Here is a 21,771-nt window from a genome sequence, read left to right as displayed (position 1 = left end):
TTAACGGTAGCCCACTCGGTCCATTAATTTAACAGCGGTGGCTTGCAAGCGACCTGCTTCACTGACATCAATCTGATCGCTCTTAAAAGTGCCCCAGGATTGCAACTCGGCATTTATTTCAACCTTGGGATTAACCGGATATTCCTGATTTGAATCCATCAATATTTGCTGAGCCTGCTCGGTGGTAAGCCATTCAATTAACTGCTGCGCCAAGGCTTTATTTTTGCTGACGCGAGTAACGCCAACACCGGAAACATTGATATGAACCCCGCGACCCTCAGCGCCTTCACCCTGCTGGTTAGGCCAGAACAGCGCTAGCGGAAGCTCGGGCTTTTGCTGTTTTAAACGGCCATAGTAGTAGGTGTTTACTAACCCTACATCACATTGGCCAACAGCTACCGCCTCCATTACCTTGGTATCATTAGAAAAAGGATCCAGCGCCAAATTGTTTACCCAGCCAGCAACCACTTGCTCTGTCTGCGTTTCACCCAGAGTGGCAATCATGGTAGCCACCAGCGACTGGTTGTAGATTTTTTTAGCGCTGCGAAGACATAGCCGACCCTTCCAATCAGGCCCAGCTAAAGCTTCATAAGTGGACAGATCGGTGGCGGCTAATTTATCGGTATTAAATACCATGGTGCGAGCCCGAATAGTCAGGGCAAACCAGCTATTGTTTCTGCCTCGCAGATGTTCCGGAACATGGCTATTCAAGACCTCAGACTCAAGCGGCGCCAATAGACCAAGTTCTGTTGCCTGCCACAGATTGCCGGCATCCACGGTCATTAATAGATCAGCTGGTGAATTTTCACCTTCAGCCTGCAAACGGGTTAACAGCGGTCCGGCCTTATCAGTGACATAGCGAACGGCGACACCGGTCTGCTCGGTAAAGCGATCAAATAAGGGCTTGATTAAATGCTCATTGCGAGCGGAATAAACCAATAACTCTGGCGCTGCTTTTTGGGGTTCACCACAGGCTGTCAACAAGAGTATTAGGGATAGCAAGCCACAACGGAGACCATAATTCATTAGATAAACCTCTGGAAATTAATAGCGGGATACAACGGGTTAAGCGAAAGGATGATAATTATTATCATTCACATTTGCAACGTGAGATATCAATTTTTGGAGACGTTAAGCCATCACTAGGACAACATGAGTCTCTGTCTAATTTTAGAGGCATTAAAATAGGTTAAAACCCTTATATGACCACCGCCCAAGATCAGCTAGCTTTAGTTCGAACAGGTCATAAAGGGCTCATAATAATTTACTACCCTCAATATATGGCGATTTATTCCATACCCTAAATCATAGCCCCATAGCTTGCCGCATCACCCGATTTTTTAGCGGCCTAGCTTTATCCAGCCAATTCATTCCTATATTACGCAGCCAGCGAATCGGCAAAGCAGGCTGTTCAAATAAACGCTTAAACCCCTCCATTCCGGCCATCATTGAAAGATTCGCTGCCTTGCGACGGCGCTGATAACGCTCAAGCACTGGCAGTGAGCCAAGATTTAACCCACGCTGCTTGGCTCGCAACAGCTCTTCGCTCAATGCCAGTGCATCCATTAATCCAAGATTAACCCCCTGCCCTGCTAAGGGGTGGATGGTATGAGCAGCATCACCGACCAGTGCAATACCGGTTTTGACATAATCAACCGCATGGCGCTGACGCAGAGGGAAACTAAAACGACGACTGACATCGATCACCTCACCCAACGTGTTTTCAAAAGCATAAGTCAGTGCTGCCGAAAACTCTGCATCATCCATAGCCATGATATTTTCCGCATAAGACGGTATAGCGGACCAGACAATAGAGCAAAATTGCTGTTGCTTATCGGCTGTGGCCAAAGGCAAAAAGGCCAGTGGACCTTCTGGTAAAAATCGCTGCCATGCCGTTTGCTGATGTGCCCGCTCGGTTTTAACGGTGGCAACAATCGCATGCTGATCATAGTCCCACTCACGCACCTTTATTTCAGCCAAGCTGCGCACTTTGGAGTTGGCGCCGTCAGCAGCGACCAATAAATCCGCACTTAGCTGCTGACCATCGTCTAATGATAATTGATACTTTTGGTCATCTAGTTGCTCAATAGTGTCTAATTTGGCCGGAGCAATCAGTTCTATCGCGTTATGCTGGCGAACTTGTTGCAGCAAGGCATAAGCGACAAGGCGATTTTCGACAATATGCCCCAACACCGGCTGGTTGATTTCATCGGCATTAAAATGAATATTGCCTGTACCTTCAGCATCCCATACATGCATCTGCCGATAGGGGCTAATTCGGCGTTGTTGGATAGCTTGCCACACACCCATATCGGCTAAAAAATTGGTTGAGGCGGCGGTCAAGGCACTGACGCGCATATCGAAACCCGTGATGGTATCCGACTGTTCAGGCCAATCGGTTTTGCAAGGCTGGGCCTCGATAATGGCAACCTTTAAATCACTGTCGCCCAATGCACAGGCCAAGGCGCCACCGACAATACCGGCACCGACAATAATCACATCAAATTGTTTTGGCTTATTCATTATCAGTGATGCCCAGTAGCAGCACCATCATGCACTCCGGCGGCATGATGAATAAATTGCGTTTTTAATAGCGGGGCAATATCCAAAACACCCAAACCAACACCACGCAATAGACTTAACGGCCATTGATCGCGGGTAAATAACGTCGGCAACTGGTCTGAGAAAGTAATGGTTTTTTGCTGATCAAACTGTTGCTGTTGCTGGTAGCTTTGCAATAAAACCAGTTCGCCCAGCGCCTGCTTGTTTTGATAGGCTTTGACGACTATTTGCGTTAAGCGCGCACAGTCCCGCAGCGCCAAATTAAAGCCCTGTCCGGCAACGGGATGCAATGAGTGGGCGGCATTCCCCATCACCACAATACCTGAACGCACTTGCTCCTCGGCTTCAATCAGTGTTAAGGGATAGCTAAAGCGATCACCAACACGAATAAATTCGCCCTGACGATGACCAAAGCGTTGCTGCAAGCGGTGTAAAAATTCCTGCTGATCACAGTCACATAAATATTGGGCCTCGGTATTAGGCAAGCTCCATACTAAAGCAGCACGCGGCTGCCCAAGCTCGCTATCATTCAGCGGCAGTAAGGCTATTGGACCTTGATCGGTAAAACGTTCATAAGCGCAGCCATTATGCGCTTTGGTAAAACTGACATTGGCAATCAACGCGGTTTGTTGATAGCTATGCACCTTGGCAGCGATACCCAGCTGTTCTCGCAAGCCTGAATTCGCACCATCAGCAATAACCGCTAACTGCGCGTTAATTATTTTTTCGCTTGCGTCTTGCTCAATAGTTAATTTCACCCCCTGCTGTTGGGGGCTGATATTTTTAACTGTAGCAGGCGCCAGAAATTCAATATTGTTTTTTTCTCGCAGTGCGCTTAGTAACACACTGCCCAACCACGCATTTTCAATCACATAGCCAAGCGCCGGCCAATTCACATCGTCAGGACGCAGTGTGGTTGAGCCTAAACGGCCGCGCTCAGAAACATGGATTCTGTCAATCGAGGTAAAGTGTTGCTGCAGCATTGGCCAAACGCCTAGAGGCTGTAAAATTAATTGACTGCTATAGGAAAGCGCCGTAGTGCGAGCATCGAAGGTTGAATGATAGTTCGGTATTGCATCGGCTTCCGTCGCGATGGGAAAATTTTCCACCACTAAAATACGCAACTGCTGTTGACTGTGATGACTGAGTTGCAACGCCAGACTTGCACCCACCATACCGCCGCCTGCGATAACAATATCGTAATCGGTGATCTTGGCAACGCCTGATACCATTAAGCCGCGCCCTCGCTCATCAATGCTTCAATTTCCTTAACCGTTTTGGGCGCGTGTTTGGTTAATACATCACAGCCGGTTTTTGTTACCACCACATCGTCTTCGATACGAATACCAATACCGCGCCATTTTTTGGCCACTTTTTTATTATCGGGCGCCACATAAATGCCTGGCTCAACGGTCATCACCATACCTTCTTCAAGCACCCGCCATTTATCGCCCACTTTATAATCACCGACATCGTGCACATCCATGCCTAGCCAGTGGCCGGCGCGGTGCATATAAAAATCTTTATAGGCTTCTTTTTTGATTAACTGGCTTACTGTGCCTTTGAGCAAACCTAACTCTACCAAGCCTTTAGTAATCACTTTCACCGTAGCATCGTGGAACTGATTCCAATGATTGCCCGGCTTAATCGTTTTGATCGCCGCCAACTGTGATTTTAAAACCAGTTCGTACAGCGCTTTTTGTTCTTTGGAAAATATTCCATTAGCGGGAAAGGTACGGGTAATATCCGCCGCATAGTGTTCTAGTTCACAACCGGCATCAATTAACACCAAATCGCCATCTTTGACTGTGCCGGAGTTTTCTGTGTAGTGCAGTATGCAAGCATTTTTCCCAGCGCCGACAATGGAATTATAGGCGGGAAAGCGAGCGCCATTGCGACCAAATTCATGCTGGATTTCTGCCTCTAATTGATATTCGCCAATGCCCGGTTTGCAAGTCTTCATGGCCCGAATATGCGCCTCGGCAGCAATTTTTCCTGCCTGCTTCATCAGACGAATTTCTGCCGCGCTTTTATATAAACGCAAATCATGCAGCAAATGATCAAGGTCTAGAAACTCGCCCGGCGGATGGGCGCCGGTACGCACTTGCGAACGAATAACATTGACCCACTGCATCACTTTATGATCAAACTCGGCATGGCGACCCATGGCGTAATACACCCGCTCTCGGCCTTCGAGTAAACCGGGCAAAATATCATCGATATCACTAACGGGAAAAGCATCGTCTGCATCGTAATCGCTGCACGCACCTTCTGGGCCGGCACGGTATCCATTCCACAATTCCATTTTGGGATCACGATCACGGCAAAATAGAATATATTGACCATGTTTACGCCCCGGCATTAATACCAATACTGCATCGGGCTCGGCAAAACCGGTTAGGTAATAAAAATCACTATCCTGTCGGAAGGGATATTCCACATCGCGATTACGAATAACCTCTTTGGCTGCCGGTACAATAGCAATGCTATCGGGTTCCATTTGTGCCATTAAGTTTTTACGACGACGAGCAAATTCTCGTTTGCTGATTTTCATAGTTATGGTTATCTAGACTGCCAGTGATAGGTGTTTTTGATCAGAGATAAATTCTATCCTTTAGAGGGGGGGATGATCTAGTGATTTGTTAAGGAGTGGTCGGAGCGGCGGCTAGCGCGAGAGACAGAAAAAACAGCACACCTTAATGCAGCTTATTATCCGTCTTGCCAAACAAATGACTCACCGACTCCACGACATCAGGTTCGGCCTTGGTGCTCTCGTCCTCGACCGCCTGTGCCGCATTGGTACACGCCATATAAATGGTAATCGCCGCCAACCTTAGGTATTCCGTTATCTCGAAGATATTCTGCTCACTTTGCTCCATATCAGCATCATCATCACCAAGGCCAATCTGGCTTATGGCAGCAAGGTCGCTAAGCGCCTCGGAGACATCTTGAGAATATTGCTGCTGGCCCTGCTGTTCGGCGATCGCCTTACCACCCTGAGCAAAACCTGCCATAAAACCCTGACACCACTGGCCAATTGAATCCACCCGCTGAGTGATTTCCACGGCATCATCAGGTAGCAGCATTTGCAACTCCATTTCACCGGCTTGCAAATGGGCGTGGGTGGCACCGTATAAGGCCAACAAGACTTTGGCATCTTCTTCACTGGGCGACTCCACGGCATCAATAAACACTTCCGCCTGTTGTAGCCATACTTCGGGTTGTAGTTCTTCACCGACCGCAAGCTGACCGACTAAATAACCATGTAACTGCGATGGTGACTGCATGCCACCTAAACGCCAGTAAATATCGGCTAGTTGGTCAAATTCTGGCATGGGGATATGGGTCGACATGGGCTTTTTACCGTGGCATTGGAAATAATGGAGCGGCGCATATTAACGGCTCGGCAGCACAAAATCGACCAGACTTTGAACAATTCTTTATGCCAAGCACCTGTCATCTTGATAATTATTTTTCAAATATTAGCTATATCATTGAAATATAACTTTTTTATTACATTGACCCAGCGCTCAGGCAGAACTATATTAAGGCAGTATTCTAATAATCCTTTTTAAATGCTTCGGCAAGCTCGGCAATCATCAATGGCAAATCCACAGTTAAAAGCTTTATCAGCCAAAATTAACGATCTGATTAAACTTTGTGAGCGGTTAGACAAGGAAAACCGGTCGCTAAAGACCGATGCCGCTAACTGGGCCGATGAACGCGATTCATTAGTTGAGAAGACAGAGATTGCCCGCAATAAAGTCGAATCAATGATTTCTCGCCTGAAAACGCTTGAGGAACAATCGTGAGCAATGAAACTGTCATCGTCAAACTCCTAGACAAGGAATATCAGGTCGCCTGTCCTGCTGGACAACAGGAGGCTTTGGCCCAGTCTGCCCAATATCTCGATCAACAAATGCGAAATATCCGCGCCAATAGCAAAGTGATTGGTCTGGAGCGTATTGCCGTGATGGCCGCTTTGAATATCAGCAACGAATTAATTCAGCAAAATGACGACTCAGCCCCGCTTGATGACAAGGAAAAAGCACCCGGCAGTGCGCAAATAAAACGCCTGAATTCTAAGCTGGATGAAGCATTGCAACGCTTTCGCCAACTCGAGATTGGCTAAAACCTGATTCCAACCAAGCCGGCAATAACAAGTAAGACAACATTCCTCACTGCTTATTTCTCAGTTATAATCTTTGCCGCTCCCTGACGTATTTGCCAGACAGCTTAGACCCCTGAGCCGATGCGCATTACCCCCGGAGGTACTGATGTTATGGGTGTGCATGCCTGCTTGACGGGAAGCCCGATATAGCACTGGTACCACCACCTTGAACCGTAGGGTTCGAGGGCCATGTTGTCAGCGGTATTGCGGGGAGCTCTTATTTTCGTTTCTGTGACTCAATGTGACTCAATAAAGAGCCTTTAACTTGGCACCACAGCTCGCATCACGACAACAACTGCGACAACAGCTTCGCGCCAAACGTCGCGCTCTGGGTCAGCAGCAGCAGCGCCAGGCCAGCCTCCAACTTAAACGCCGGATCGGCAATGCCGGTCTATTCAGGCGCCACCGCGATATAGCTTTTTATCTACCGACTGATGGCGAAATCAATCCGCTGCCCTTATTGCTGCAAGCGCATCAACAAAAACGCCGATGCTACTTGCCTGTGCTAGCCCCCAATAAAGGTTTGTGGTTTGTTCGCTATCAACCGGGCGATGCGCTAAAGCGCAATCGCTATGGTATTGCCGAGCCCGCCAATAAACAGCAACGCCGCAAGGCTTGGGCGCTAGGCATGGTGTTTTTACCGCTAGTCGGTTTTGATCGTCAGGGTGGACGACTGGGTATGGGCGGTGGCTTTTATGATCGCTGTTTTAAAAACAGCAAACGCATACCAGCGATGAAACATCCCCACTTAGTCGGCCTGGCACATCATTGTCAGGAGATCGATGCCCTGAAACAGCAAAGCTGGGATATTCCGCTATCTACCATTGTCACTGACAGGGAAGTGATTTAGTCAGTCTTAAACTATCAGCAGTTGTAGTGTTCCGGTTAAGGCTGTACCCACACTCAATAAAATAACCGCTACGGTTAACGCATCTATTCTTGCAATCATTGTTATTCCTCTGAATAAAATAATGAGTCGGTATGTTTTTTCCTCATATCCGTTTCTACTTTGCCGACGGCAATAACGGGTTTTTCGGAAACAACAACTAAACCGACTTCAAGAACAGTGCCAGATAGGAGAAAAAACCAAGAATTTTTTATTTTATTAATTTTTTCAGAGGGTTATCAGCCGGTTAAAGGTAGCGAATTAAAAATACGCGGTTTAATAGACTAACCAGCCCACTAAACCGCGCACCAGATAGCGCCTGCTTTCAGCGCTTATGCACCAGTTTGGCCACTTAAAAATAATTGATATGCCGGATTATCCGTCTCTTCCTGATAGGGGTATTGCAACTGCGCCAGAAAGTCTTTTAGCAATTTGCGATCGCTTTTCGAAGCCTGTAAACCGACTAACACTCGACCATAGGCAGCGCCATGATTGCGGTAGTGAAACATCGAAATATTCCATTGCTGCCCCAACTTGGTTAAAAAGTTTAGCAGGGCGCCGGGGCGCTCTGGAAATTCAAAGCGATATAATACTTCCTCTTGCAGCTCTGCCGGCGCATGACCACCGACCATATGACGAACATGCAACTTGGCCATTTCGTTATCGGTAAAATCAATCACCGGATAGCCTTTTTCCTCCAGACCCGCCACCAATTCTTCGCGGTCATTACCATCGGGCGCAATTTGAATGCCGACAAATATCTGCGCATCGCGCTGATGGCCATAACGATAATTAAACTCGGTGATATTACGCTTACCCAATACCCTGCAGAATTTTCTAAAACTACCGGGGCGCTCCGGAATCGTCACGCTGATAATCGCTTCACGTTTTTCGCCAATTTCGGTGCGCTCGGAAATATAACGCAGGCGATCAAAGTTGGTATTGGCGCCACTGGCTATTGCCAGTAAGGTTTGGCCTTGCACATCATTTTGTTCAATATATTTTTTCAAGCCAGCCAAGGCTAAGGCGCCTGCCGGTTCGGCGATGGAACGGGTATCATCAAAAATATCTTTAATGGCGGCACACATTTCATCAGTCGTGGCGGTAATTACCTCATCGACCGTGTCACGGATAACGCGGAAGGTTTCTTTACCGATTTGAGCAACCGCTACACCGTCGGCAAAAAGACCGACTTGCTGCAGCGTTACCCGACGATTTTTTTCCATCGCCGCTTTTAAACAGGCAGCATCTTCGGGCTCAACACCAATCACTTTGACTTCCGGACGGATATGTTTCACATAGGCGGCAACACCGGCCAGTAAACCACCGCCACCGACAGGGACAAAAATAGCGTCCAACGGGCCTTTATGCTGGCGCAAAATTTCCATGCCAATGGTACCCTGCCCAGCAATAATTTCAGGATCATCATAGGGGTGGATATAAACCAGCCCTTTTTCTACCACCAACTGTTGCGCATGATCTGAGGCTTCATCATAGGTATCGCCGTGCAAGACCACTTTGGCACCGCGATTGCGGACGGCATCCACTTTAATCTGCGGCGTGGTTTTGGGCATAACAATAATCGCTTTTACCCCCAGCTTATGTGCCGCCAATGCCAAACCCTGGGCATGGTTGCCGGCAGAAGCTGCAATCACTCCCTTGGCCAGCTGTTCTTCACTGAGCTGCGCCATTTTGTTATAGGCACCGCGCAACTTAAATGAAAATACCGGCTGCAAGTCTTCCCGCTTTAACAAAATAGTATTGTTATAACGTCTGCCAAGCAGATTGGCTTCATCAATAGGCGACTCGATAGCAACATCGTAAACACGGGCATCGAGAATTTTTTTGTAATAACGTTCTAACATTGCTTGGTACGCTCCGGTAAAGAACGCATACTAATACCTTAAGCAGAAAAATTCAGCACAAACTCTCATCTATTAGTAGCCGGCCCTCTATCGCGACCTTATAATGGCGGCCATAATGACTCACATAGCTATAGGGCTAACGCAATGACCATGACTCAAGACCAACTTAAACAAGCCGTTGCCCGTGCCGCCCTGGATTACATCACCCCAAAAATCGAAGAGGACAGCGTGATCGGTATTGGCACGGGCTCTACCGCCAATTACTTTATTGATTACCTCGCCGAGATTAAGGGGCAGATCAACGCCACAGTCGCTAGCTCAGAAGCCTCGGCCGAACGGCTCAAACAACATGGCATTCCCGTCTTTGATCTAAATGCTGTCGATGAGATTACCGTCTATGTAGACGGTGCCGATGAGGCCGATCCGCAGCTGGCCCTAATCAAAGGCGGCGGAGCAGCCTTAACCCGTGAGAAAATTGTCGCCGCGGTGGCCAAGGAGTTTGTCTGTATTGCCGACGGCAGTAAGCTGGTCGATCAACTGGGGCAATTTCCGCTACCGGTAGAAGTGATCCCGATGGCCCGCAGTTATGTGGCTAGAGAGTTGGTGAAATTGGGCGGCGACCCCGTCTATCGCGAGGGCGTTGTCACTGATAATGGCAATATTATCCTCGATGTTTTTAACTTTATGATTCCCAACCCCACTGACACTGAACAGAAAATTAACGATATCACCGGCGTTGTCACCAACGGAATTTTTGCTCGCAGGCCTGCGGATATATTACTGCTGGCTACCCAGAACGGCGTTAAGCAATTATAAATTGCCGCCAGCTTTTCTACTAAGCCTGATCAAAATATGGGACGATAATTAATCAAAAATTTTACCCGGATTCATAATACCGTTAGGGTCAAATACCTGCTTAATCTGTTTCATAAGTGCAATTTCAGTATCGCTTCGCGAATAGCTTAGATAGGCTTTTTTAGTCATACCTACGCCATGCTCGGCAGAGACACTGCCCTGATATTTCTCAACAATCTCAAACACCCATTGGCTTACATTATTGCACTGCTGAAAAAACAGCTCTTTTGCTAAAGCATCAGGCTTAAGAATATTCAAATGCACATTGCCATCGCCAATATGTCCGAACCAAATAATTTCAAAATCCGGATAGGCTTTGGTTACCACCGCTTCCACTTCTGATAGAAAATCAGGAATTTTTGAAATAACCGTAGAGATATCATTTTTATAGGGCGTCCACTGGGAAATCGTTTCAGAAATATCTTCTCGCAAACGCCACAGATTATTCAGCTGTTCAATACTTTGGCTCATGGTGCCATCTAACACCCAACCCGCCTCCATACAGCGTTCAAATAATTCCATCGCCAATGCTTCGGTTTCTTCACTAGTATTTTCAAATTCCAACAGGGCATAAAATTCGGCAGGAGTTTCAAAGGGTCGCTGCAGATCGGCGTGGGCCACAACTTTTTGCAGCGCTTTTTCCGAGAAAAATTCAAAGGCGGTTAAATCCATTTCAGCTTGGAAGGTATTTAACACGTCCATAATGGCTGAGAATTCCGGCACACCTAAAACCAATGCCGTGAGATTGCTAGGCTGTCGCGATAAACGCATGGTTGCCTCGACCACAAACCCCAGCGTGCCTTCAGCGCCAATAAACAGCTGGCGCAAATCATAGCCGGCATTGTTCTTCATCAGACCATGATTTAGGTCAATAATATCGCCATTGCCGGTCACTACTTTTAAACCGGCCACCCAATCGCGGGTCATGCCGTATTTGATCACTTTAATGCCGCCGGCATTGGTGCTGATATTGCCACCTATTTGGCTGGAGCCACTAGAGGCAAAATCGACCGGATAAAATAAACCCTGCTCTTGGGCAAAACATTGCAATTGCTCAGTGATAACACCAGCCTGACAACTGACAGTGCGATCTACGGGATCGAAATCGGTAATTTGATTCATAGTGTCGAATGCCACCACAATCTCACCGTTAGATGCCACCGCACCAGCCGAAAGCCCGCTTCGGCCACCAGAGGGAACCAGAGCCAATTGATGCTGATTGGCCAACCGCACAATTGCCTGCACCTGCTCAACCGTCTTTGGAAACACAATCGCACTGGGGTTGGGCTCATAGACTTTGGTCCAGTCCTTGCCGAAGATAGATCGGGACTCATCGTCCAGACGAACCTTATCGTCGCCAACAATATTTTGTAGCGAGGTTAATACAGCAGGAGGCAGCGTGGGTTTATCGCTCATTAATACGCCTTGTACAGTAACAGGTGGTAGCAGAAAAAGGCCGGTATGATACCATACGCGCCTTTTTGCAAAACATCCCTTTTTTAATCGATTATCAACCACGCTGATTGACTCAGGAGCCAGCCATTATGGGGCAGACATCTCTCGATAAAAGCAAGATCAAATTTCTGTTACTGGAAGGCATACACCAATCAGCCGTGGATACCCTTAAAGCCGCGGGTTATACCAATATTGTCTGCCACCCCAAGGCTCTGCCTGAAGATCAGCTCAAGGCCGAAATAGCGGACAGCCACTTTGTCGGTATTCGCTCTCGCACCCAGTTGACCGAAGCTGTGCTCAGTGGCGCCAACAAGCTGATTGCTATCGGGTGCTTTTGTATCGGCACCAATCAGATCGATCTGGACGCCGCCACCAATCAAGGCATTGTTGTATTCAATGCCCCCTTCTCTAACACGCGCAGTGTGGCGGAGCTGGTTATCGCTGAAGCTATCTTGTTACTGCGGGGCATCGCCGAAAAAAATGCCCTCGCCCATCGCGGTGTGTGGCAAAAATCTGCCAGTGGCTCGTTTGAAATTCGCGGCAAGCAATTAGGGATTATTGGTTACGGTAGTATCGGTATGCAGCTGGGGGTGATTGCCGAGTCATTAGGCATGCAAGTGGTGTTTTATGATGTTGCCAGCAAATTGCCGCTGGGTAATGCTATGCAGGTTGCTAGCCTGAGTGAGCTACTAGCCAAATCCGATATTGTCAGTCTGCATGTGCCGGAAACTGGCTCTACTAAAAATATGATTGGCGTACAGGAATTAGCGCAAATTAAACAAGATGCCATTTTAATTAATGCATCGCGTGGTACCGTGATTGATATTGACGCGCTGGCCGCCGCCCTGGAGTCCGGCCACCTAGCTGGCGCTGCTATCGATGTATTCCCGGTTGAGCCCAAATCCAATGACGACGAATTTATTTCACCACTGAGAAAATTCGACAATGTTTTTCTAACACCCCATATCGGCGGCAGCACTATGGAAGCGCAGGAAAATATTGGTTTGGAAGTGGCGGAAAAAATGGCCCGCTATAGTGATAACGGCACATCAATCTCATCGATTAATTTTCCTGAGGTTGCCCTGCCTGCACATAACGATATGCATCGCCTGCTTCACACGCACCGCAATGTTCCGGGTGTTATGTCAGCTATCAATCAGGTGTTTGCAGAAAACAATATTAATATTCGCGCCCAATATCTGCAGACAACCAAAGAGATTGGCTATGTAGTGATTGATATTGATGCAGAGTACAGCGAATTGGCATTAAAGAAATTGACTGAAGTCAACGGTACTATTCGATGCCGCGTTTTATTCTAGAGCTCACTACTATCAAGCTCTAAATAATTATCCATCGCAGCGATGATAGATTGACGGATATCTTCACGCTCATTAGCAAGATGATGCTTGGCGGTTTTTAAATAACAGTACTGACTGTTGGGAAATTTTTGTTGAATGATCCCGATATTGTACTGCCAATCTACCGTAGAATCTTGATCTCCCTGAATAACTAGCGGGCCGGCTGCAACTGGCTCTGTGCTAAGAAAATATTTGACCCACTGTTTTAAGGCTACCACCCATTGCAGTGGCAGCTGCGTTGTTTGTAATGGGTCATCATTTTTAATAAAGTGTTTAAAGTTATCGTCGTTGCTGTTGTCGTTATATTTTCGATCGATATGCGTTAGAAATGGCTTGGCTATACTGTGCATAATTTTTGACACTAGCCAGCCTTGCGGCCTGACTAAAGGCGCCAATAATACAGTTTTTGAAAAAACCTGTTGCCCACCAGACAATATAAAATCCATCAAGATCGCACCGCCAGTGCTTTGGCCAATGGCATGCCACGGCGTCGGAGCTTGGTGTTTAAAAAATAATAGCAAGTCTGAGAATACGCTTTGATAGTCCTGAAAGCTACTGATACTCGCTCTTTCTCCCGTTGATAAACCATGGCCTGGCAAATCGAAGATCACGACGGAGAAATTTCTTTTTAAGCAGTATTCGATGATATGGCGATAGAGACCAGCATGATCAAAAAAACCATGCACAATAAAACAGGTTTTGACTGCCAGTCTATTCTCATAATAATGAGCAACAATATCAAAGTCGCCACAACGAACACGACCAAAGTGATGGTTGATATTGTTATTATTTTCTTCGAAGTTTAAGCCGTAAAAGCGAAAGTAATCTCGCTCTGCAGCGCTAATAACGGGCGGCCTTGTAGGGTCAAGACTTGTTATATTGGCAGCCAGAGCATCAAGGTTCATCGATCAGTGTTACTCTCGAAAAAGCCGGCGCCTAGGGCGCAGGCGATATTATTTTATTTGCGCATCCAATGCGCCACTTTGATATTGCTTGAACATATCTTCCAAATTAATTGGCTTAATGTTATCGGCATTGCCAGCAGTGCCAAAAGCTTCATACCGCGCCACAACAATCGCTTTCATCTCATTAATGGTTTGCTGCAGATATTTACGCGGGTCAAACTCGGATTTGTTTTGCGCCATAAAACGACGAATCGCACCGGTAGAGGCCAAACGCAAATCGGTATCGATATTGATTTTTCGCACCCCGTGTTTAATGCCCTCAACAATTTGTTCAACCGGCACACCGTAGGTTTCAGGAATGTCGCCACCGAATTCATTAATGATCGCCAACCATTCTTGCGGCACCGAAGAAGAGCCGTGCATCACCAGATGCGTTCCCGGTATACGCGAATGAATCGCTTTAATACGATCAATCGCTAAAATATCGCCGGTAGGCGGACGGGTAAATTTGTAGGCACCATGACTGGTACCACAGGCAATGGCCAGCGCGTCAACCTGAGTTTTTTGGACAAAGTCGGCTGCCTCTTCCGGATCGGTTAGCATTTGATCATGAGACAAGATGCCTTCAGCGCCGACACCATCTTCTTCGCCAGCCTGACCGGTTTCTAATGAACCCAGACAACCTAACTCGCCTTCCACAGACACACCACAAGCATGGGCCATATCGACGGTGCGGCGGGTGACATCAACATTGTACTCATAGCTCGACGGTGTTTTACCGTCTTCCTCTAAAGAGCCGTCCATCATCACTGATGAAAAACCCAACTGAATAGAGCGCTGACAAACAGCGGGGCTGGTGCCATGATCCTGATGCATAACCACAGGAATTTCCGGAAACTCTTCAATCGCCGCTAAAATCATATGGCGCAAAAATGGCGCGCCGGCATATTTCCGTGCGCCGGCAGAAGCCTGCATGATCACCGGGCTGTTGGTTTGCCTAGCTGCTTCCATAATGGCGCGAGTTTGTTCAAGGTTATTGACATTAAACGCTGGCACACCGTAATTATTTTCAGCGGCATGGTCCAGTAGTTGGCGCATGGATATTAGTGGCATGATTTAATTCCTTTACTATTTCTGCTTTGTTTTTTTATGTTAAATAATTATTCTGCTGCGCGCATTTCCAGTATAGCAACTGCGGGCAAGACTTTACCTTCGACGTACTCAAGAAAAGCACCGCCACCCGTAGAGATATAGGAGACTTTGTCAGCAATATTATATTTGTCGATAGCCGCCAGCGTATCACCCCCGCCAGCAAGGGAAAACCCGTCGCTGCTGGCAATCGCCTGACTCAATGCGCTAGTGCCATCGGCAAACTGATCAAACTCGAACACACCTACCGGACCATTCCATAAAATGGTTTTAGCATTGCTAAGTATGTCGGCAATCTGTGTCGCCGTATCGGGGCCGATATCAAAAATCATATCGTCGTCGTCCACTTCATCAGCTGATTTTAATTCGGCAGCAGCCGTTTCAGAAAAGGCTTTACCGGTAACCACATCGGTGGGTACTGGAATGTGGGTTTTGCTCATTAATTTTTTGGCATCATCAATTAAGTCATGCTCGCATAATGATTTACCGACAGGTTTGCCGCTGGCGGCCAAAAAAGTATTGGCGATACCGCCGCCAACAACCAATTGATCAACCACATCCGATAACGTTTCCAGCACGGTCAGTTTGGTGGAAACTTTTGAGCCACCAACGATGGCAACCATGGGTCGCGCCGGATTGGCCAACGCTTTGGCAAGCGCATCCAGTTCGCCTGCCAGCAGCGGACCGGCACAGGCGGTCGGCGCAAATTTGGCCACACCATGGGTGGAAGCTTGAGCGCGATGTGCAGTACCAAACGCGTCCATCACAAAAATATCACAGAGGCTGGCATAGGCTTTGGAAAGCTCTTCGCAGTCTTTTTTCTCGCCGGGATTAAAACGGACATTCTCTAATAGGGCTAATTCACCATCAGCCAATGCAACACCGTTTTGCCAATCACTAATAACGGGAACATCGCGACCTAATAATTGGCCCAAGTGATCGGCCACCGGCTGCATTGAATACTGCCGCTCAAACGTTCCTTCGGTCGGGCGACCCAAGTGCGACATAATGATCACTTTGGCACCGGCATTTAATGCCAATTCGATGCTTGGCAATGCGGCACAAATTCGCGCATCACTGCTGACCACGCCATCTTTTAATGGCACGTTTAAATCTTCTCGAATCAACACTCGCTTGCCGGCAAGATCCAGATCAGTCATTTTTATTACGCGGCTAGACATGTATTGCTGTCTCCTGATAGCTATTAAGTCTTTTTTTATTTTACTGCTTTTGCAGCCAATGCGAGGCCACGTCTAACATCCGGTTAGCATAGGCCCATTCATTATCAAACCACACCAGTACGTTAATGATTCTGCCGCTGACTCGGGTTTGGCCGGCATCGACAATGCCGGAACGGGCATCGTGGTTATAGTCGCAGGAAGCCAAGGGTTCATCGCTATAACCAAGGATGCCTATTAAGTCACCTAGTGCCGCTTCACGCAACGCATTATTCACAGTTTCCACGCTGGCTTTATCAGCTACCACAATGGACAACTCCATCGCGGAGACATTGATGGTGGGGACTCTTAACGCCCGCGCCTCAAATTTATCTGCCATGTCTGGAAGGATACGACCAATACCTGAAGCCAACTCGGTATCAACCGGAATAATCGATTGCCCGGCGGCGCGCGTTTTACGCAAGTCGGTATGGTGATAAGCATCAATCACCGGCTGATCGTTCATCGCCGAGTGAATGGTGGTAATGACGCCGGACTCAATGGTAAAACAACGATTTAATACGGCGATGACCGGTGTAATGCAATTACTGGTACAGGAGGCGGCAGAGAGTATTGGCTGTTGTGAGCTAAGCAGCTGCTGGTTAAGGCCCATGACTATCGGTTTGATCGGCGCCATCCCCGGCTGAGACAACAGCACTTTATCGGCACCTGCAGCCAGATGCATTTGTAGCTCTGCCTCCAGCGTATAATGACCGGTGCATTCCAGTACTATATGCGGCTGCGACACTGACCAGTCGACGTTGTCGAGACTTTCGTGATGACTAACAGCAATCACATCATCATTAATCAATAAATGGCTACCATCTATTTCAACAGTCGCCGGAAAACGGCCATGGGTACTGTCGTATTTGGTTAAGTGGGCAATGGTGGCCAAGTCTGCCGGTTCATTAATCGCAACCACCTGCATCGCCGGATGATGATCGGACTCATAAAGCGCGCGCAGCACACAGCGGCCAATGCGGCCATAGCCATTAATCGCAATACGAATTACTTCAGCACTGGCCATCGATTAACCCAACGCATCTTCAATCGCTTCAACCACGGCATCAACGGTAAAGCCAAAGTGTTCCATTAAATCTTTAATCGGCGCAGATTCACCAAAGGTTTCCATCCCGACAATTCGACCATCAAGGCCAACATATTTGTACCAAAAATCTTTATGGCCAGCTTCAACCGCAACCCGTGGCAAGACATTGCTAGGTAATACGGACTCTCTATAGGCAACATCCTGACGATCAAAAACCGAGGTAGAAGGCATAGAGACCACACGTATTTTGCGACCTTGTTGCTCGAGCACAGCTTTGGCATCCAAAGCCAATTGCACTTCTGAGCCGGTGGCGATAATGATGGCATCGGGATCGGTGTCACAATCGCTCAGGGTGTAAGCACCGCGGGCAACATTGGCCAACTGCTGATCATCGCGAGCCTGATGAGCCAAACCCTGACGGGAAAAGATTAATGCCGTAGGACCATCATCACGCTCAAGGGCGGCCTTCCAGCATATGGCGGACTCAACCGCATCACAGGGGCGCCATGTATCGAGGTTGGGCGTAGAGCGCAAAGCGGTCAGCTGCTCAACTGGTTGGTGCGTCGGACCATCTTCACCCAGACCAATGGAATCATGGGTATAGACAAAAATACTGCGCTGCTGCATTAACGCTGCCATCCGTACCGCGTTGCGTGCGTATTCCATAAACATCAGGAAGGTTGCACCATAAGGAATAAAGCCACCGTGGAGCGCAATACCATTCATCATCGCGGACATACCAAATTCGCGCACACCATAGAATAAATAGTTGCCGGAAGCATCATCGGCGCTAACGCCTTTTGAACCACTCCAAAGCGTCAGGTTGGAGCCGGCCAAATCGGCAGAGCCACCCAACATTTCTGGTAATAACGGGCCATAAGCGTTCAAGGTATTTTGTGATGCTTTACGCGAAGCAACGGTTGGCCCTTCATTCTGAAGTTGACGAATATAAGCATCAGCTTGCTCGGCAAAATTGTCTGGTAAGTCGCCACTTAAACGACGGGCAAACTCTACGGCTAAATCAGGGTGGGCCTCTGCATAGGTGTCGAAGCGTTGATTCCACTGTTGCTCAAGTTGTGCGCCCTTATCTTTTGCGCTCCAGCCGGCATAAACATCACTCGGGATAAAGAAAGGCGGATGCGACCAACCCAGCGTTTCTCTAACCAGTCCAATCTCATCATCACCCAGTGGCGCGCCGTGACAATCTTCTTTGCCCTGCTTGTTCGGCGAGCCTTTACCAATAATGGTTTTACAGCAAATCATGGTGGGCTTGCCGGTTTCAGCACGGCCGGCCTCTATAGCTTCCTTTATAGCCGCTGAATCATGACCATCAATAGCAGGAATGACCTGCCAGCCGTAAGCTTCAAAACGCTTGGGCGTATCGTCGGTAAACCAGCCCTCTACTTCACCGTCAATAGAGATACCGTTGTCATCGTAGAAACAAATCAATTTACCCAGACCCAAGGTGCCAGCAAGCGAGCAGGCCTCGTGGGAAATGCCTTCCATTAAGCAGCCATCACCGAGGAAGGTATAGGTATAGTGATTGACGATTTCATGGCCATCGCGGTTAAACTGGGCGGCTAAAATTTTCTCGGCCGCAGCCATACCGACCGCATTGGTAATGCCCTGACCCAGTGGACCAGTGGTGGTCTCAACACCCGGCGCATAGCCGAACTCAGGATGCCCCGGTGTTTTAGAATGCATTTGGCGGAAGTTTTTTAACTCTTCCATCGGCAAGTCATAACCACTCAAATGCAACAGCGAATAAATCAGCATGGAACCGTGACCGTTAGAAAGCACAAAACGGTCTCTATCGGCCCAATTGGGGTTGGCGGGGTTGTGCCGTAAATAATCATTCCATAGCACTTCAGCAATATCGGCCATGCCCATGGGGGCACCGGGATGGCCACTATTGGCCTGTTGCACGGCGTCCATACTAAGGGCGCGGATGGCGTTAGCTAATTCGCTACGAGCTGGCATCGATCAAGACTCCTAAAAGGGGTAGGGGAAAAGGGCGGTATTTTCCCCTACCCGCGTGGCTACGGCAATCGCTAACCGCAAAAAATCCTTGCAAAGCCACCAATCACGGCAATTTGCCACCTCGAGAAGCCTTTTGGCCAATCTTAGGCACAACAATTGCCGATCTATATCAAAATATTTTGATATAGATATTAAGTACTGCTAGACTCTTCCGTCATGACAACAAGCTCCAACCACACAATTAGCCCCTTGCCCGCTACCAGCACCGCTGTGGCCGAGCAGCAAAGCCTGCTGGCTTTCTGCAAAGCCAGTGCTGATCAACTGCGCCTAGATATATTGAGGGTGCTCAGCCATGACTCATATAGCGTGCTGGAACTTTGCAATATTTTCGATACCAAGCAATCGGGCATGAGCCACCATCTTAAGATATTGGCCAAGGCGGCTCTGGTAAAAACCCGCCGCGAAGGCAATACCATTTTTTATCGTCGCGCCAATCTCGACAACCATCATCAGCTTAACGAATTACAGCACGCCCTGTACTGCAGCATTGACCAGCAGCCGATATCAAGCGTTCTGCAAAACGGAGTCGATGCCGTACAACAAGAGCGGACAGCCAGCTCACAATTATTCTTTACTGAAAATGCTGATTTGTTTAGTCAACAGCAAGAACAGATCGCTGCCTATGAGCTCTATGGTCACAACACCATTGATTTGATCAATCGAAGCATTAACAACAATGGCATTGTGTTAGAGGTCGGGCCAGGTGAAGGCGCTTTTCTAGCGGAGTTATCGCCCCGCTTTCAACAGGTTTATGCGTTGGATAATTCACAAAAAATGCTCGACAAGGCAGCACAGTTTGTTGAACAGAACGTGTTTGACAATATCACCTTTATTTATGGCGACACCAAACACTCACAAATCCAGCAACTGAATGCCGACTGTGTGGTTATTAATATGGTGTTGCACCATACGCCCTCCCCCGCAGAAATTTTTTACGATATAGCTGCTGCGCTTAAAACCGACGGCCAACTTTTTGTCACTGATTTGTGCAGTCATGATCAAAGCTGGGCGCGAGAATCCTGCGGTGATTTATGGCTAGGATTTGAGCCGGAAGATTTAAGCCAGTGGGCCGCCGATGCTGGCTTTACATCGGGTGAAGATATTTATTTAGCCCAGCGCAATGGTTTTAGAGTTCAGATAAGACAATTTATTAAACGCTAATTTTTTTACAGCGTTATTTTAGAGGATTTAACATGTCAGAATATTCAGTATTTACTTCCGAGTCTGTCTCTGAAGGCCATCCGGACAAAATGGCCGATCAGATATCTGATGCGGTACTTGATGCCATTATCTGTCGCGACCCAGTTGCCCGTGTGGCGGTTGAGACTTTAGTCAAAACCGGTATGACGATTGTTGCCGGCGAATTAACTACCACTTGTTATGTTGATCTGGAAGATATTATTCGTGACGTCATCACTGGCATTGGTTACAACAATTCCGAAGTCGGTTTCGATGGTGACAGCTGTGCGGTACTGAACGCGATCGGCAAACAATCGGTCGACATTAATAGGGGCGTTGACCGTGCCAAGCCGGAAGATCAAGGCGCCGGTGATCAGGGCCTGATGTTTGGTTATGCCACCAATGAAACAGAATCGCTCATGCCTGCCGCGGTTTACTACTCTCATCGCTTGGTAGAGCGTCAGGCACAACTGCGTAAAGACGGCGTACTACCTTGGTTGCGTCCCGATGCCAAATCACAGGTCAGCCTGCGCTATGAAAATGGCAAGCCTGTCGCGATTGATGCCGTTGTGCTTTCTACCCAGCACGATCCAGATATTACGCTGGAGCAACTGCGCGAAGCGGTTATGGAACATGTAATTTTGCCAGTACTGCCGGCCAAGTGGTTGCACCAAGATACTCAGTACCATATTAACCCAACCGGCAACTTTGTGATTGGTGGCCCAGTCGGTGATTGTGGTCTGACCGGCCGTAAAATAATCGTTGATACCTACGGCGGTATGGCCCGTCATGGTGGTGGCGCGTTCTCGGGTAAAGACCCCTCAAAGGTTGATCGCAGCGCCGCCTATGCTGGCCGTTATGTCGCCAAGAATGTTGTCGCTGCCGGTCTTGCCGAGCGCTGTGAAATTCAGGTGTCTTACGCCATCGGTGTGGCCGAACCAACGTCGATTGCTGTGAACACGTTTGGCACCGGTAAAGTCACTGATGAGCAGTTAATCGAAGCTATTCGCAAGACCTTCGATCTACGCCCCTATGCGATTACCACCATGCTAGATCTTCAGCATCCGATGTATCAACTGAC

The 21,771-nt window shown here is 48.1% G+C and carries 19 protein-coding genes and 1 other RNA gene; 8 read left to right on the top strand and 12 right to left on the bottom strand.

Annotated features, from left to right (window positions below; translation table 11 throughout):
• The 5 genes from AACP44_RS02520 to AACP44_RS02500 form a co-directional block, all read right to left on the bottom strand.
• Positions 1-1,026, bottom strand: coding sequence for an extracellular solute-binding protein (locus tag AACP44_RS02520; protein WP_339338683.1), 1,026 nt, complete (start codon positions 1,024-1,026; stop codon positions 1-3).
• Positions 1,027-1,305: 279 nt separating this feature from the next.
• Positions 1,306-2,523, bottom strand: coding sequence for a UbiH/UbiF/VisC/COQ6 family ubiquinone biosynthesis hydroxylase (locus AACP44_RS02515; protein WP_339338681.1), 1,218 nt, complete (start codon positions 2,521-2,523; stop codon positions 1,306-1,308).
• A 2-nt stretch (positions 2,524-2,525) separates the two neighbouring features.
• Positions 2,526-3,794, bottom strand: coding sequence for a 2-octaprenyl-6-methoxyphenyl hydroxylase (gene ubiH / locus AACP44_RS02510; RefSeq protein WP_339338679.1), 1,269 nt, complete (start codon positions 3,792-3,794; stop codon positions 2,526-2,528).
• Positions 3,794-5,116: a Xaa-Pro aminopeptidase gene (gene pepP, locus AACP44_RS02505; RefSeq protein ID WP_339338677.1), complete on the bottom strand. Its 1,323-nt coding sequence runs from the start codon at positions 5,114-5,116 to the stop codon at positions 3,794-3,796. The genes ubiH and pepP overlap by 1 nt, the downstream gene beginning before the upstream one ends.
• Before the next feature lie 142 nt (positions 5,117-5,258).
• Positions 5,259-5,915: a UPF0149 family protein gene (locus tag AACP44_RS02500; protein WP_339338675.1), complete on the bottom strand. Its 657-nt coding sequence runs from the start codon at positions 5,913-5,915 to the stop codon at positions 5,259-5,261.
• A gap of 249 nt (positions 5,916-6,164) precedes the next feature.
• Here AACP44_RS02500 and AACP44_RS02495 point away from each other — a divergent pair, with 249 nt between their 5' ends.
• The 4 genes from AACP44_RS02495 (at position 6,165) to AACP44_RS02480 (ending at position 7,583) form a co-directional block, all read left to right on the top strand.
• Positions 6,165-6,374 (top strand): TIGR02449 family protein, encoded by a 210-nt coding sequence (locus AACP44_RS02495; RefSeq protein ID WP_339338673.1) that lies wholly within the window; start codon positions 6,165-6,167, stop codon positions 6,372-6,374.
• The gene (locus tag AACP44_RS02490) at positions 6,371-6,694 is read left to right on the top strand and encodes a cell division protein ZapA (protein WP_339338671.1); all 324 of its coding nucleotides are present in this window, start codon (positions 6,371-6,373) and stop codon (positions 6,692-6,694) included. The genes AACP44_RS02495 and AACP44_RS02490 overlap by 4 nt, the downstream gene beginning before the upstream one ends.
• 77 nt (positions 6,695-6,771) lie before the next feature.
• Positions 6,772-6,950: non-coding RNA, 6S RNA (ssrS, locus tag AACP44_RS02485), on the top strand.
• A gap of 48 nt (positions 6,951-6,998) precedes the next feature.
• Entirely contained in the window at positions 6,999-7,583 is a 585-nt protein-coding gene (locus AACP44_RS02480; protein WP_339338669.1) for a 5-formyltetrahydrofolate cyclo-ligase, read from the top strand.
• A 368-nt stretch (positions 7,584-7,951) separates the two neighbouring features.
• Here the strand turns inward: AACP44_RS02480 and ilvA are convergent, their stop codons facing one another.
• Positions 7,952-9,484: a threonine ammonia-lyase, biosynthetic gene (ilvA, locus tag AACP44_RS02475; RefSeq protein ID WP_339338667.1), complete on the bottom strand. Its 1,533-nt coding sequence runs from the start codon at positions 9,482-9,484 to the stop codon at positions 7,952-7,954.
• 150 nt (positions 9,485-9,634) lie between these two features.
• Between ilvA and rpiA the strand changes: the two genes are divergently transcribed.
• Positions 9,635-10,300 (top strand): ribose-5-phosphate isomerase RpiA, encoded by a 666-nt coding sequence (rpiA, locus tag AACP44_RS02470; protein WP_339338696.1) that lies wholly within the window; start codon positions 9,635-9,637, stop codon positions 10,298-10,300.
• A 48-nt stretch (positions 10,301-10,348) separates the two neighbouring features.
• Here rpiA and AACP44_RS02465 read toward each other — a convergent pair whose 3' ends face one another.
• Positions 10,349-11,755 (bottom strand): FAD-binding oxidoreductase, encoded by a 1,407-nt coding sequence (locus tag AACP44_RS02465; protein ID WP_339338665.1) that lies wholly within the window; start codon positions 11,753-11,755, stop codon positions 10,349-10,351.
• 128 nt (positions 11,756-11,883) lie between these two features.
• Between AACP44_RS02465 and serA the strand changes: the two genes are divergently transcribed.
• Positions 11,884-13,113, top strand: a complete 1,230-nt coding sequence (gene serA, locus AACP44_RS02460) for a phosphoglycerate dehydrogenase (RefSeq protein ID WP_339338663.1) — start codon at positions 11,884-11,886, stop codon at positions 13,111-13,113.
• Here the strand turns inward: serA and AACP44_RS02455 are convergent.
• Genes AACP44_RS02455 through tkt form a run of 5 tightly spaced genes read right to left on the bottom strand, consistent with a single transcriptional unit; the run spans position 13,110 to position 19,451 of the window.
• On the bottom strand, positions 13,110-14,057 hold the full coding sequence (locus AACP44_RS02455; RefSeq protein ID WP_339338661.1) for an alpha/beta hydrolase: 948 nt from the start codon (positions 14,055-14,057) through the stop codon (positions 13,110-13,112). The genes serA and AACP44_RS02455 overlap by 4 nt on opposite strands.
• A 48-nt stretch (positions 14,058-14,105) precedes the next feature.
• Positions 14,106-15,170, bottom strand: coding sequence for a class II fructose-bisphosphate aldolase (fba, locus tag AACP44_RS02450; RefSeq protein WP_339338659.1), 1,065 nt, complete (start codon positions 15,168-15,170; stop codon positions 14,106-14,108).
• Positions 15,171-15,217: 47 nt separating this feature from the next.
• Entirely contained in the window at positions 15,218-16,387 is a 1,170-nt protein-coding gene (locus tag AACP44_RS02445; RefSeq protein ID WP_339338657.1) for a phosphoglycerate kinase, read from the bottom strand.
• 40 nt (positions 16,388-16,427) lie between these two features.
• Positions 16,428-17,450, bottom strand: coding sequence for a glyceraldehyde 3-phosphate dehydrogenase NAD-binding domain-containing protein (locus AACP44_RS02440; protein ID WP_339338655.1), 1,023 nt, complete (start codon positions 17,448-17,450; stop codon positions 16,428-16,430).
• 3 nt (positions 17,451-17,453) lie between these two features.
• Positions 17,454-19,451 carry a transketolase gene (tkt, locus tag AACP44_RS02435; protein ID WP_339338654.1) on the bottom strand — a complete coding sequence of 666 codons (1,998 nt, stop codon included), beginning with the start codon at positions 19,449-19,451 and terminating at the stop codon, positions 17,454-17,456.
• 216 nt (positions 19,452-19,667) lie between these two features.
• Here tkt and AACP44_RS02430 point away from each other — a divergent pair, with 216 nt between their 5' ends.
• Positions 19,668-20,672, top strand: coding sequence for a metalloregulator ArsR/SmtB family transcription factor (locus tag AACP44_RS02430; RefSeq protein WP_339338653.1), 1,005 nt, complete (start codon positions 19,668-19,670; stop codon positions 20,670-20,672).
• A gap of 32 nt (positions 20,673-20,704) precedes the next feature.
• Positions 20,705-21,771: methionine adenosyltransferase (metK, locus tag AACP44_RS02425; RefSeq protein WP_339338652.1), on the top strand; the 1,067-nt coding region annotated here is incomplete at its 3' end.

The sequence above is a fragment of the uncultured Oceanicoccus sp. genome (assembly GCF_963968385.1).
In the GTDB taxonomy this organism is placed as follows: domain Bacteria; phylum Pseudomonadota; class Gammaproteobacteria; order Pseudomonadales; family Dasaniaceae; genus Oceanicoccus.
This window is presented reverse-complemented; position numbering and strand designations above follow the sequence as displayed.